Source organism: Phenylobacterium sp., assembly GCF_016793285.1.
In the GTDB taxonomy this organism is placed as follows: domain Bacteria; phylum Pseudomonadota; class Alphaproteobacteria; order Caulobacterales; family Caulobacteraceae; genus Phenylobacterium.
This window is the reverse complement of record NZ_JAEUMO010000238.1, coordinates 1-12179: the sequence shown is the minus strand read 5'-3', so window position 1 is coordinate 12179 and position 12179 is coordinate 1. Positions and strand designations below refer to the sequence as shown.

Below are 12179 nucleotides of genomic sequence, written 5' to 3'. Positions count from 1 at the left end.
GACGCCGGTGATGGTGATCGTGGCCTTGGCCGGCGTGGAGTCGACCAGGTTGTCGTTGTCCTTCGACGCGTAGTTGAAGGTCGTGACGCCGTTCCAGTTGGCGGTCGGCGTGAAGTAGACCGTCGCGGCGTTGCCCGTGGCGGTCACCACCGAGCCCACCGAGAGCAGGTTGCCGGCCGCGTCGTACAGCTTGCCGTTCGGCGGCAGCGTGTTGATCACGAACTGCTTCACCGTGCCGTCCGGGTCGGAGCCCGTGAGGTTGACGGCCAGCTTGACGACGTCTTCGGCGCCGGTCGCCGAGGTGTTGTTGGTCTCCGGCGGCTTCGGATCCGGCGCGGCCGGCGGCGGCGTGATGGTCACCGTGCCGGTGGCCGGCGTGGCGTCCTGCAGGCCCTCGTTGTCGTTCGACGCGTAGTTGAAGTTCACCACGCCCGTGAAGGCGGCGGTGGGCGTGAAGAAGACTTCCGCCTGGCCGTTCACGGCGCTGACCGTGGAGCCGATCGTGAGCGTGTTGCCGTTGGCGTCCTTGATGACGCCGTTCGAGGGCAGGCTCTTGATCGTGAACGACACGACCGTGCCGTCCGGATCGGAGCCGGTCAGGGTCAGGCCGATGTTGACGGCGCCCTTGATGCCCGTGGCCGCCGAGTTGCCGGTGTCGGGCGCGTCGTTCACCGAGGCCACGGTGATCGTCGCCGTGGCCGGCGTCGCGTCATCCAGGTCGTCGTTGTCGCGCGAGGCGTAGTCGAAGCTGGTGTCGCCGTTCCAGTTGGCGTTGGGCGTGAAGTAGACCGTCGCGCCGTTGCCGGTCGCCGGCACCGTGGAGCCGACGGTCAGCACGTTGCCGTTGCCGTCCTTCAGCACGCCGTTTTCCGGCAGGCTGTTGATGGTGAAGAGCTTCACCGTCCCGTCGACGTCGGAACCGGACAGGTTCACCGCGATGGCGCCGCCGTCCTCGTTGCCGCTGGCCGAGGTGTTGTTGGTCTCGGGCGGGTCGTTGACCGGGGTGACGTTGATCGTGGCGATCGCCGGGGTCGGGTCCTGGAGCCCGTCGTCGTCGTTCGAGGCGTAGTTGAAGGCGGTGTCGCCGGTCCAGTTGGCGTTCGGCTTGAACAGCACGTCGGCCTGGCCGTCGGTGGCCGTGACCGTCGAGCCGATGCTGAGCGGATTGCCGTTCAGGTCGGTCAGCGTGCCGTTGGCGGGCAGCGACTTGATCGTGAAGGTCTGCACCGTGCCGTCGATGTCGGAGCCCGACAGGTGGACGGTGATCGCCGGCGCGTCCTCGACGCCCGAGGCCGCGGTGTTGTCGGTCTCCGGCGGATCGTTGACGTCGGCGATGGTGATCGTCGCGGTGGCCGGGCTCTCGTCGTCGAGGCCGGTGTTGTCCTTCGAGGCGTAGTCGAACTCGGTGTCGCCGTTCCACTGCGCGTCGGGATGGAAGTAGACCACCGCCGCGTTGCCGACGGCCGGGACGACCGAGCCCACGGACAGCACGTTGCCGTTGGCGTCCTTGAGCACGCCGTTGGCGGGCAGGCTCTTGATCGTGAACGAGACGACCGAGCCCCCGGCGTCCGGATCCGAGCCCGACAGGTTCACGGCGACCGGGGTGTCTTCCTGGCCGTCGGAGTGGGTGTCGTTGGTCTCGGGCGGATCGGCGACCGGGGTGACCGTGATCGTCGCGGTCGCGGGCGTCGCGTCGTCGAGGTTCTCGTTGTCCTTCGACGAATAGTGGAAGTCGGTGACGCCGTTCCAGTCCTCGTTCGGGACGAAGACGACGGTGGCCGTGCCGCCCGTGGCGGGGACCGTGTCGCCGATGTTCAGGACCGTGCCGTCGGTGGTCTTCAGCGTGCCGTTGGCCGGCAGGTCGTTGATCGTGAAGCTCTGGACCGTGCCGTCGATGTCGGCGCCCGAGAGGGTGACGAGGATCTGGGCCGCGTCCTCGACGCCCGAGGCCGACGTGTCGTTCGTCGTCGGCGGATCGTTCACCGGCGTGACGTTGATCGTGACGGTCGCCGGGGTCGGGTCCTGGAGGGACACGGGCGAGGAGTTGTCGCGCGCGGCGTACTGGAAGGTGTCGGTCCCGCTCCAGTTGGCGTTCGGGTAGTAGAAGACGTTCGCCGCGTTGCCGGTCGCCGGCACGGTCGAACCGATCGTCAGCACATTGCCGGCGCCGTCCTTCAGGATGCCGTGCTGCGGCAGGCTGATGACCACGCGGAACGACGTGACCTGACCGTCATCGGTCCCCGAGAAGGGCACGGTGATCGGATTGGGTTGGTCCTCGACGCCCGAGACGTTGACGTTGTTGGTATCGGGCGGAGTCAGAACGACAGCCATAGCTCAGCTTCCTTTGGCACAGACTCGTGTTGGTGTGGCACGCAACAGCAAGGGTGGCGCCGGGGGGAGCAGCCAGGAGGGGCCGGGAGCGGCCCCGTGGGGTCAGGCGGCCGAGGGGACCGCGCGCCGAGCGCGGCGAAGCGCCGCGCCCACGACGAAGAAGCCGCCGATCATCAGGCCCCAGGTGGCGGGCTCGGGAACGCCCGTGCGCAGCGAGTAGGCCACGCCCTGGAAGCCGTCTTGCGACAGAAGCACGCGCATGGCGCGGTCGTTACGCAGCACCACGCCGTTCAGGCTCGCGTAGTCCTGGATCAACTGGTCGGCCTCGGGGCCGAGATAGCTGTCGTAGAACTTGAAGGTCTGGTGCGTCAGCACCTGCCAGATCGCGCCCTGGAGCGCGGCGAGCCGGGTCTGCGTGTTCGGGTTGGCGCTGTGGAACTTGTACAGGTAGTTCCCGTAGTCCACGAGACGGAAGACCGTCTCCTGCTCCTGAGCCGACGCGCCGGCCAGCGTGCCGTCGCCATACTGCGCATTTATGTCGTTCGTGCCGTCGACGAGATCCGCCGGATCTTCCATCGGCATGTCGGTGTAGAAGTCGATGCAGAACGCCAGCGCGGTGAAATCCTCACCGGCGCCGAACTGCGTGCCTTCCTTGGCCTGAATCTCGAACGGCGCCATGCGGAACGCCTCGCGGCCGCTCACCTCCGGGACGGTGGTCCCGATGGCGTCGCCCGTCTGCGTCGCGGAAAAGATGAAGACATCGGCGGCCGAAGCCGGCGCCGCGAACGACAGCCCTGCCGCTGCGATCGCCGCGACAACGCCGGCGCGCACCACAGAACCGCCATTCCCATTGAACCTGAACACCAGCACCCCCAGGAGCCCCCCGGCCCGTAGATTTACGTATGATTAGCTCTACCGTAGCCCGGACGAAACGGAAACCGGACTCCCCGGACGCGCGAGTGCGGCCTGAACGACCTCTCCGGGAGGCGAGTGTCGGCCGGCGCGAAAGAGCTTCCCACAATCCCCGGCAGGGCTCTAGCATGCCTATGGCCGGTTCGCATAAGCACCCGACCTTCTGAAATCCGCCACCAGAACGAGGGGGGCCGGAGACGCGGGCGGCGAGCCGGCGGCTGCGGCCGGAGAAGCTTGGACGCCAAGGTCGAAGAAACCGAAGACGCCGGCCTCATGGCGGCCCAGGAAGACGGCGACCTGGCCGCGCGCGAGGCCGCCTACGAGAAGTTCGTCTGGGACAACCTGAAGCGGAACTACCTCGGCAACTACCTGCACGGCATGCTGGGCATGACCGGCTTCCGCCTTGTAAACGCTCCGACTTTCCTGCCCGCCTACCTGCATGCGGTGTCGGGCTCGAACGCGATCGTGGGCCTGGGCCTGGCGTTGCAGCAACTGGGCGGCGTGATCTCGCCGATCTTCGGCGCCACCAAGGTCGAACACCGCACGAAGGTCATGCCCGCGGCGATGTGGATGGGCGGCCTGGGCCGGGTGGCGATTCTCTGCATGGCGCTCTCGGGCTGGTTCCTGACCGGCCGGACGCTGGTCTGGGCGCTGCTGTTCTTCATCCTGATGTTCGGCATCTTCATGGGCGCCCAGCGGGTGGTGTTCAGCCTGCTGATGTCGAAGGTGATCCCGATCAGCCGGCGCGGGCGGTTGCAGGCGTGGCGCAATGCCACAGGCGGCGCGATCGCGGCCGTGCTGGCCTGGGCGGCCGGCGTCTACCTCATCGAGCCGAACCTGTTCGGCAACGGCTACTCCACGACCTTCGTCTTCGCCTTCGTGCTGACCAGCCTGGGCCTGTCGGCGTTGCAGATCCTGCTGCGCGAGCCCGAGCCGCCGACGGTCCGGCCCCAGGCCCGCTTCCGCGACCGGCTGCGCGAGTTCCCCGCCCTGATCGCGCAGGATCACGCCTACGGCTGGTTCCTGGTGGTGCAGATGCTGGCCACCTCGGCGCGGATCGCCACGCCGTTCTACATCCTCTACGTGGGCAAGGTCATCGGCGCCGACGGCGCGACCCTGGGTCTGCTGTCCTTCGCCTTCCTGGGCGCCGACACGGCCTCGAACCTCGTCTGGGGCTACCTCGGCGACAAGCGGGGCTTCCGGGTCGTCCTGGTGCTGTCCCTGATCGGCTGGACGGCGGCCACGCTGATGCTCCTGAACCTGCATACGGTGCCGGCGGTCTTCGCGTCGTTCGCCGTCCTGGGCGCCTCGCTCAGCGGCTACATGATGGCCGCCCAGACCATGATCCTGGAGTTCGGCAGCCGCGACGACCTGCCCATGCGCATCGCCGTCTCGGCCACGGCCGAGAGCATCACCGCCACCGCCGGCCCGCTCATCGGGGGGCTGGTCGCGGAAGCCTACGGCTACGACATCGTCTTCATGGCCTCGCTGGGATTCCTGGCGTCCGCCTTCGTCATCCTCATCCTGGCCGTGCGCGATCCGCGGACCCGACGCCTCGCCTGAGCCGCGCAGGACCGGAGGCCGGCGGCGCCGGGCCCGGACCCCGCCCCGCTTGAGCCGCGCCGATTCCCCTGCGCTGATGGCGCGATGAGCGGTCGACCCGTCGAGTTCCGGACCCACGCCGCACTCTGGGGCGGCGCCCTGATCGCGACCGTGTGCGGGCTGTTCGCGGCGGCGGTCGCCGCCGCGATCCTGCAGGTCGTCCTGTTTCCGCGCGACGGCGCGGCCCCGCACGCATGGCTCCAGCTCGTCCCGCCGCTGGCCGTGGGCGGTCTCGCGGCGGGGTGCGGCGTCCACCTCTTCCGTCTGGGCCACGCGCGCCGGAAGGCGTCCCGCGGGGTCGAGCGGGACGGGCTCGACCTCGTCGCGTCGGCCGCGACCGCGGGCGTCGGCGTCCTCATCGCGCTGGCGTGCCTCGCCGTCACGGCGCGGATCGCGGTCTCGGGCGTGCAGGGCCTGCTGCGGCCGCGGGCCTTCGACGCCGGCGCCGGCGTGCTGTGGCTGGCCCTGGCCGTCGCAGTCGGCGCGACGGCCGTCCTGATCGGCGGCCGCATCGCCTGGGGCGGGCTGCGGCGGCTGCGCGACCGCCGGGCCGCGACCGGTCCACCGACCTGAGCCGGGCGGCGGATTGCCCAGATTTTCGGCGTTCCCTGCCTGAAAAACCGGCGTTCGCGCCGATGGGCGCCGCGGCAAGCCGGCGCCCGCCCGCTGGGCGGTCGACCCGCCATCTGCACAGACCCTATGCAGGCGATGCCTGGCGCGCAGGCAGATCGGCGGACCAACCGCCGGGGGCGCAGGCGAAGGGGACGACGCGATGCGCCGAGCGCTGGGGCTGGCCGGATTTTCGACGCTCATTTTCGCGGCAGGCGGAGGCGCCGCCTTCGCGCAGGACGCCGCGGCCGCCGCGCCGCCCACGGCCGACCCCGCCAACACCGCCTGGATCCTGGCGGCGACCGCGCTGGTCCTGTTCATGACGCTGCCGGGGCTGGCGCTGTTCTACGCGGGCCTGGTGCGCGCCAAGAACGCGCTCAGCGTGATGATGCACTGCGTGGCGATCGCATGCCTGGCCTCGGTGCTCTGGCTGCTGGGCGGCTACAGCCTGTCGTTCTCCGGGACCAACCCCTTCATCGGCGACCTCGCGCGGTTCGGGCTGCCCGGGGGCCGCGAGATCGTGAACGGGACGCTGCCCGAGACGGTGTTCTTCGCCTTCCAGATGACCTTCGCGATCATCACGCCCGGCCTGATCGTGGGCGCCTACGTCGAGCGGATCCGGTTCGGCGCGGTGCTGCTGTTCTCGGGCCTGTGGCTCTTCCTGGTCTATGCGCCGGTCTGCCATTGGGTGTGGGGCGGCGGCTGGCTCGCCGGAATGCACGTCATGGACTACGCGGGCGGCCTCGTGGTCCACGCCACCGCCGGCATCTCGTCGCTGGTGGCGGTCGCCATGCTCGGCCCGCGCGACGGCTTCCCGAGGGACCTGCATCCCCCGCACAACCCCGGGATGACGATGATGGGCGCCGGCATGCTGTGGGTCGGCTGGTACGGCTTCAACGCCGGCTCGGCGCTGGCGGCGGACGCGGCGGCCGGCTCGGCGCTGGTGGCGACGCACCTGTCCGCGGCGACGGCGGGCCTCGTCTGGGCGCTGATCGAGCGCATCAAGTTCAAGCGCTCCAGCATGATCGGGGTGGTGACCGGCGTCGTGGCCGGCCTCGCCACCGTGACCCCGGCGTCGGGCTTCGTGGGCCCGGCGGGCGGCATGGTTCTCGGCGCGCTCGCCAGCCTCATCTGCTTCCACGCGGTCGAGCTGGTGAAGGGCCGGCTGAAGCTGGACGACAGCCTGGACGTCTTCGCCGTCCATGGCGTGGGCGGGATCCTGGGCACGCTGCTGGTGGCGGCCCTGGCCTCGCCGCTGTTCGGCGGCGCAGGCTACGCCGAGGGCATGGACATGGGCCGCCAGGCCGGCGTGCAGGCGCTGGGCGTCGCGGCGGTCTGCGCCTGGTCGGCGGCGGCCTCGGCGGTGATCCTGCTGGTGTGCAGGTTCACCGTGGGCCTGCGCGCCTCGCCCGAGGCCATCGAGGACGGCCTCGACATGTCGACCCACGGCGAGCGGGCGTACCAGAGCTGACGCCCCTCCCCTTCGCGGGCGGGAACGGCTACGCCGCGGCGCGGCTCCGCGGCGCGGCGAGGATGCGGGCGCGGGCGATCTCGTTGGCGACCTCGTGGGTGGGGCGGCGCTCGCTCCGGGCCTGCTCCAGCACCTCTTCGAGGGTCAGCGCCAGGCGATCCAGCTTGGCGTCGACCCAGGCGGGGTCGAAGGCCTCGCCGCGGGCCAGGGCGCGGATCTCGCCGGCCACGTTGATGATGCCGCCGCCGTTGATGACGTAGTCCGGGGCATAGAGGATGCCGCGGCGGTGCAGCTCCAGGCCCGACCGCGCGTCGGCGAGCTGGTTGTTGGCGCCGCCGGCGATGATCCGGGCGCGGATGCGCGGCAGGGTGTCGAGGCTGACCGCCCCACCGAGGGCACAGGGCGCGAAGACGTCGACGTCGGCGTCGAAGATCGCCGACGGGGCCACGATCTCGGCGTCGGTCTCGGCGGCGATGCGGCGCAGCGCCTCGCCGTTCACGTCGGTCAGCACCAGCCGGGCGCCCGCCGCGTGCAGCTTCCTCGCCAGATAGCCGCCCACGTTGCCCACGCCCTGGATCGCCACGCGCACGCCGTCCAGGTCGCGGTTCAGAGCCCTGCGGACACAGAGGCGCACGCCGCGGAACACGCCTTCGGCGGTGACCGGGCTGGGATCGCCCGAGGCGGCGGGATGGCCTTCGAGACCGGCGACGTAACGGGTGTGCCGGCGCGCATGCTGCAGGTCGGCGGCCGAGACGCCGACGTCCTCGGCGGTCCAGTACTTGCCGCCGCAATCCTCGACGGCGCGGCCGAAGGCCTCGAACAGCGCCGGCGTCTTCTGGGTGCGGCTGTCGCCGATGATCACGCTCTTGCCGCCGCCCAGCTCCAGGTCGGCCATGGCGTTCTTGTAGGACATCGCCCGGCTGAGCTTCAGCGCGTCGTCCAGCGCCTCGGCGGCGGAGGCGTAGGGCCACATGCGGCAGCCGCCGGCGGCGGGACCGCGGGCCGTCGAGTGGACCGCGACGATGCACTTCAGGCCGGATTTTTCATCCGAGAAGGCGTGGACGCCTTCGTGGCCCTCGAACGCGGGAGAATCGAACAAGGTCATGCCGTGAACTCTGGGTCCTGGGGGAGGATTTTCGCGCCATGTACGCCCGACCGGGGCATCTCACAACCCCGCGGCGCGCTGGGTCGCGTCGGGGCGGGCCGCCGCGCCGGGGATCGCCGGCGCGCCGGACGGAAGCGGCGCCTCGGGGTCGCGGATGAAGGCCAGGATGTCGCCGATCACCACCGCGCGCTGCCGGTCGCGGGTCAGGAGGTGGTGGCCGGCGGCGTAGTAGGCGCTGCGGTCCGAGGGCTTGAGGCCCTTCACGGCCCGGAAGGCGGCGTTCCTGGGGATGATGTCGTCGTTGGCGCCGTAGAGGTAGATCGTGGGCACGTCGTCGTGGCCGACCGCGCCGGCGGCCCGGTCCATCAGCTTCACCAGGCCGTAGAGCGTGTCCGACCGCGCGCCCCAGATCATCAGCCTGTCGCGGCCCATGGCGATCAGCTCTTCGCGGTTGTCGGTGGGATAGATCCTGTCGGTCAGCCACTTCGGCGGCGTGTAGACCTTCGAGCCCGTGAAGTTGGCGGCGAGCCAGAGCAGCGTCTTGTTCGGCAACGGCTGGGACCTGAACCCCCATACGCCCGGCGCGGACAGGACCAGCCGGTCGGCGGCGGGCGGATTGTCCGACGCGAAGGCCAGCGCCGCGACCGAGCCGCCCATGCTCTCGCCGATCACCACGATCCGGGCGTCCGGATGCTTCGCGCGGGCCAGCGCCACGACCGTGCGCAGGTCTTCCACCATCAGGTCCTGCCCGGCCCAGACGCCCCGCTGCGGCGAGCGGCCGAAGCCGCGCTGGTCGTAGGCGATGGTGGTGATCCCCTCGGCCGCCAGGGCCTCGCCCAGAAAGTGGAAGGCGTTGGCGTAGTCGTTCATGCCGTGGGCGGCGACGACCACGGCCCACGGCTCGCCGGTCTTCGAGGGCCAGGTCGAGAGGCCGAGCCGCGCGCCGTCGAACGAGACGACGTGGTCGGCCGCCAGTTCGGCGCCGGCGAAGCCGGCCGGCGGCGCCAGGGCCTGCTGACGCAGCATCGGCGCGCAGGCCGAGAGCGTCAGCATCATGAGGGCGAGGACGAGGCGCTTCATCGCAGGATCCATAGAGCGCCGGCGTCAGCGCCAGGAAAAGGCGCCGATGTGACGCGCGGCGTTCAGGCCGGTCCGCGCGCCACGCCGAAGGTCTCGAACTCCTGCGCGCACCAGCCGGCGAAGGACGGCCGGCCCAGGATCGCGGCGGCGTGTGCGGTCACCTTCGGCCAGCGCGACGGGTCGGGGCGCCAGCCGATCAGCGCGAGGTTCTGGATGGGGCTGGCGACCGCGAGGTCGGCCAGCGTCAGCCGGTCTTCGATCAGATAGCCCGACGCCGGGATCTGGCCCTCGAGGTAGTCCAGCAGCGGCGGCAGTTCCTTCGCCTCGGCGGCGTCGGCCGCGGCGAGGTCGCCCTCGCGGCCCATGAAGCGCGGCGCGACGAAGCGGTTGAAGAACATCTTGCCGGCGGTGGCGACCAGGATGGTGTCGGCGAACTCCTCGAACCAGATGGTCCTGGCCCGCGCCTTGGCCTCGGTCGGGATCAGGTTCGGCTCGGGCTTGACGGCGTCGAGGTAGGTGATGATCGCGGTGGAGTCGGCGAGCGTGAAATCGCCGTCCTGGAAGCCCGGGATCTTCCCGAACGGGCTCGCCACCCTGAACTCGGGCGGGCCGCCGCCGAGGCCGGCCTGGACCAGTTCCAGTTCGATCCCCTTCTCGGCCGCGAAGGCCAGGGTCTTGCGCACGTAGGGGCTGGCGGACGCGCCGAACAGTTTCATCATGAGGAGGCTCCGTCGTCGGGGTTGGGCAGCCGCATCCGCCAGACGCCCTTGAAGTCGTCGGGGTCGGCGGGCTTGTTGTGGCGCAGGACCACGAGGCGGCCCGCGCGGGCGAGGCCGACCGCGACCGGCCGGACCTTGCCCAGCTCGCGCCGCCAGCCGGCGGCGTCCACCGCGCGGGCCACGTCTTCGGGCGAGACCGACTTGCCGGCGGGAAGCTTGCCGAGCAGATCGAAGATCGCGGCTTCGACTTCAGCGCTCATCGGATGAACCTCAGTTCGACAGGCAGGCCGAGATCGCGCCACCGGCGGTCGGCGGTGAGGATCGGCGCGCGCAGACGCAAGCCCAGCGCCAGGCAGAAGCGGTCGGCGAGCGAGACGTTCTTCCGGGCAAGCTCCCAGAGGGTCGCGACGATCGTGACGTCCTCGGCGCCGAGTTGCGTCATGCTGAGCCCGGTCCGCAGGAGATCCCCATGCACGTCGGCGGGGTTCATGCCCTGCAGGCCGGCCTTGCCGAGGCACTCGGCGAGGGTGACGGGCGACACCACGGCTTCCGCGATATGAGCTTCGACCGTCGACCAGCCCGCCTCGCGCTTCACGAGCGCGAGGATCGCCGAAGCGTCCAGAACGACCTTCATCGCGGCGTGCGCGACAGCACGAACGCCTCCAGGGCCTCGGGCGCCGCTTCGAACCGCCCGAGGCGCTCCATCCAGTCCAGCCGTTCGGCGTCGGTGACCCGGCCATCTTCCCACGCCGCCTCCAGCCGCCTCTCGGCGACAAACGCGTCGGTGGACGACCAGCCGTCCGGCGCCCCGGACTGCGCGCCGGCCGCCGCGCTCATCCGTTGAAGCCGCGCGATGGCTTCCCGGCGCTGTTCGTCCGTCGGACGATCCACCGCACGCGCCAGCAGGTCGCGGACCTCCGCCTCGACCGAGCGGCGATGCTCGGCCGCGCGGCGGCGCAGCGCGTCGTGGACATCCTCCGGCAGATCGCGGACGGTCAGCGTGCCCATGACAGCAATGCTAGCATTGCTGTCATCGATTGTCATCCGCCACGCTTCAGCGTTTCGCGGGCGATGATCACCTGCTGGATCTGGCTGGTGCCCTCGTAGATCCGGAAGATGCGCACGTCGCGGTAGAACCGCTCGATGCCGTAGTCGGCGATGTAGCCGGCGCCGCCGAAGATCTGCACCGCGCGGTCGGCCACGCGGCCCACCATCTCGGAGGCGAAGTACTTGGCGGCCGCGGCCTCCATGGTGACGTTCTCGCCGGCGTCCCTGCGGCGCGCGGTCTCCAGGGTCAGCGCCTTGGCGGCGAGCGCCTCGGTCTTGGAGTCGGCGATCATCCCCTGCAGGAGCTGGAACGACGACAGCGGCTGGCCGAACTGCTTGCGCTCGGAGGCATAGGCCACGCAGTCGGCGATCAGCCGCTCGGCCACGCCGATGCAGACCGACGAGATGTGCAGGCGGCCGCGGTCCAGCACCTGCATGGCCACCTTGAAGCCCTCGCCCTCGCGGCCGATCAGGTTCTCGGCCGGCACGCGGACGTTGTCGAAGAACACCTCCGAGACGTGGGCGCCCTGCTGGCCCATCTTCTTCTCGGACTTGCCGACCGTGAGGCCCGGGCTGTCGCGCTCGACCAGGAAGGCCGAGACCCCGCCGCCGCCCGGCTTCGACGGGTCGGTGCGGGCCATCACGGTGAAGAGGTGGGCCTTGTTGGCGTTGGTGATGAAGCGCTTGGCGCCGTTCAGGACGTAGTGGTCGCCGTCCTTCGTCGCGCGGGTCTGGACGTTGGCCGAGTCGGAGCCGGCCTCGGGCTCGGTGAGCGCGAAGGAGGTGATGATCTCGCCCGAGGCGATGCCGGGCAGGAACTTCTCCTTCTGGGCCTCGGTGCCGAACATGCAGAGCGCCTGGCTGCCGATGCCGACGTTGGTGCCGAAGGCCGAGCGGAACGCCGGGCTGGTGCGGCCGAGCTCGACGCCGACCAGGCACTCGTCCTCCATCGACAGATCGAGGCCGCCGTATTGCTCGGGGATCGAGAGGCCGAAGAGGCCCAGGCCCTTCATCTCCTCGATGACCTCGTCGGGCATGGCGTCGTCTTCGGCCACCTTGGCCTCGAGGGGCCGCAGGCGCTCGGTCACGAAGCGGCGGACGGTGTCGATGAGCTGGTCTCGGGTCTCGGCGTCGAGCGCCATTTCGGTCGGATCCTTGTGGGTCAGTGGCAGGTGAAGGTGGCGGGCCTGGGCTTCAGCACGTCCTTGCCCGTCGATTCGTAGCGCTGGCGCCAGGTCTCGACCCCGATGTTCGGCCTGGTCTCGCAGGACTGGACCGGCTGCTTGTGCTTGCGCTTGGCCCA

Annotated in this window: 12 protein-coding genes; 3 read left to right on the top strand and 9 right to left on the bottom strand. The window is 70.5% G+C overall.

Annotation, left to right across the window (positions count from 1 at the left end; all coding sequences use genetic code 11):
* Both JNL41_RS20385 and JNL41_RS20380 read right to left on the bottom strand, forming a co-directional pair.
* On the bottom strand, nt 1-2331 hold a 2331-nt coding region (locus JNL41_RS20385), incomplete at its 3' end, for an Ig-like domain-containing protein (RefSeq protein WP_293478012.1).
* A gap of 102 nt (nt 2332-2433) precedes the next feature.
* Nucleotides 2434-3162, bottom strand: coding sequence for a PEPxxWA-CTERM sorting domain-containing protein (locus tag JNL41_RS20380; protein WP_293478011.1), 729 nt, complete (start codon nt 3160-3162; stop codon nt 2434-2436).
* A 315-nt stretch (nt 3163-3477) separates the two neighbouring features.
* Here JNL41_RS20380 and JNL41_RS20375 point away from each other — a divergent pair, with 315 nt between their 5' ends.
* The 3 genes from JNL41_RS20375 (at nt 3478) to JNL41_RS20365 (ending at nt 6925) form a co-directional block, all read left to right on the top strand.
* Entirely contained in the window at nt 3478-4806 is a 1329-nt protein-coding gene (locus JNL41_RS20375; RefSeq protein ID WP_293478010.1) for an MFS transporter, read from the top strand.
* Nucleotides 4807-4890: 84 nt separating this feature from the next.
* Nucleotides 4891-5418: a hypothetical protein gene (locus tag JNL41_RS20370; RefSeq protein ID WP_293478009.1), complete on the top strand. Its 528-nt coding sequence runs from the start codon at nt 4891-4893 to the stop codon at nt 5416-5418.
* Between the two features lie 199 nt (nt 5419-5617).
* Nucleotides 5618-6925 carry an ammonium transporter gene (locus JNL41_RS20365; protein ID WP_293478008.1) on the top strand — a complete coding sequence of 436 codons (1308 nt, stop codon included), beginning with the start codon at nt 5618-5620 and terminating at the stop codon, nt 6923-6925.
* Nucleotides 6926-6953: 28 nt separating this feature from the next.
* Here the strand turns inward: JNL41_RS20365 and JNL41_RS20360 are convergent, their stop codons facing one another.
* The 7 genes from JNL41_RS20360 to JNL41_RS20330 all read right to left on the bottom strand — a co-directional run bounded on the left by JNL41_RS20360 (nt 6954) and on the right by JNL41_RS20330 (nt 12018).
* Nucleotides 6954-8030: a Glu/Leu/Phe/Val dehydrogenase dimerization domain-containing protein gene (locus tag JNL41_RS20360; protein WP_293478007.1), complete on the bottom strand. Its 1077-nt coding sequence runs from the start codon at nt 8028-8030 to the stop codon at nt 6954-6956.
* A gap of 60 nt (nt 8031-8090) precedes the next feature.
* Nucleotides 8091-9110: an alpha/beta fold hydrolase gene (locus JNL41_RS20355; RefSeq protein WP_293478006.1), complete on the bottom strand. Its 1020-nt coding sequence runs from the start codon at nt 9108-9110 to the stop codon at nt 8091-8093.
* A 62-nt stretch (nt 9111-9172) separates the two neighbouring features.
* On the bottom strand, nt 9173-9829 hold the full coding sequence (locus tag JNL41_RS20350; RefSeq protein WP_293478005.1) for a glutathione S-transferase family protein: 657 nt from the start codon (nt 9827-9829) through the stop codon (nt 9173-9175).
* Entirely contained in the window at nt 9826-10089 is a 264-nt protein-coding gene (locus tag JNL41_RS20345) for a DUF3253 domain-containing protein (protein WP_293478004.1), read from the bottom strand. Before JNL41_RS20345 ends, JNL41_RS20350 begins: the two co-directional genes overlap by 4 nt.
* Nucleotides 10086-10463, bottom strand: a complete 378-nt coding sequence (locus JNL41_RS20340) for a PIN domain-containing protein (protein WP_293478003.1) — start codon at nt 10461-10463, stop codon at nt 10086-10088. The genes JNL41_RS20345 and JNL41_RS20340 overlap by 4 nt, the downstream gene beginning before the upstream one ends.
* On the bottom strand, nt 10460-10837 hold the full coding sequence (locus JNL41_RS20335) for a hypothetical protein (RefSeq protein ID WP_293478002.1): 378 nt from the start codon (nt 10835-10837) through the stop codon (nt 10460-10462). Before JNL41_RS20335 ends, JNL41_RS20340 begins: the two co-directional genes overlap by 4 nt.
* Nucleotides 10838-10869: 32 nt before the next feature.
* On the bottom strand, nt 10870-12018 hold the full coding sequence (locus JNL41_RS20330) for an acyl-CoA dehydrogenase family protein (protein ID WP_293478001.1): 1149 nt from the start codon (nt 12016-12018) through the stop codon (nt 10870-10872).
* Nucleotides 12019-12179 lie beyond the last annotated feature (161 nt).

Excerpts from the sequence above, each read along its gene's own strand:
- JNL41_RS20355 (WP_293478006.1), bottom strand. The coding sequence starts at position 9,110 with ATGAAGCGCCTCGTCCTCGCCCTCATGATGCTGACGCTCTCGGCCTGC.
- JNL41_RS20370 (WP_293478009.1), top strand. The coding sequence starts at position 4,891 with ATGAGCGGTCGACCCGTCGAGTTCCGGACCCACGCCGCACTCTGGGGC.
- JNL41_RS20330 (WP_293478001.1), bottom strand. The coding sequence starts at position 12,018 with ATGGCGCTCGACGCCGAGACCCGAGACCAGCTCATCGACACCGTCCGC.
- JNL41_RS20350 (WP_293478005.1), bottom strand. The coding sequence starts at position 9,829 with ATGATGAAACTGTTCGGCGCGTCCGCCAGCCCCTACGTGCGCAAGACC.
- JNL41_RS20335 (WP_293478002.1), bottom strand. The coding sequence starts at position 10,837 with ATGGGCACGCTGACCGTCCGCGATCTGCCGGAGGATGTCCACGACGCG.
- JNL41_RS20340 (WP_293478003.1), bottom strand. The coding sequence starts at position 10,463 with ATGAAGGTCGTTCTGGACGCTTCGGCGATCCTCGCGCTCGTGAAGCGC.
- JNL41_RS20365 (WP_293478008.1), top strand. The coding sequence starts at position 5,618 with ATGCGCCGAGCGCTGGGGCTGGCCGGATTTTCGACGCTCATTTTCGCG.
- JNL41_RS20345 (WP_293478004.1), bottom strand. The coding sequence starts at position 10,089 with ATGAGCGCTGAAGTCGAAGCCGCGATCTTCGATCTGCTCGGCAAGCTT.
- JNL41_RS20360 (WP_293478007.1), bottom strand. The coding sequence starts at position 8,030 with ATGACCTTGTTCGATTCTCCCGCGTTCGAGGGCCACGAAGGCGTCCAC.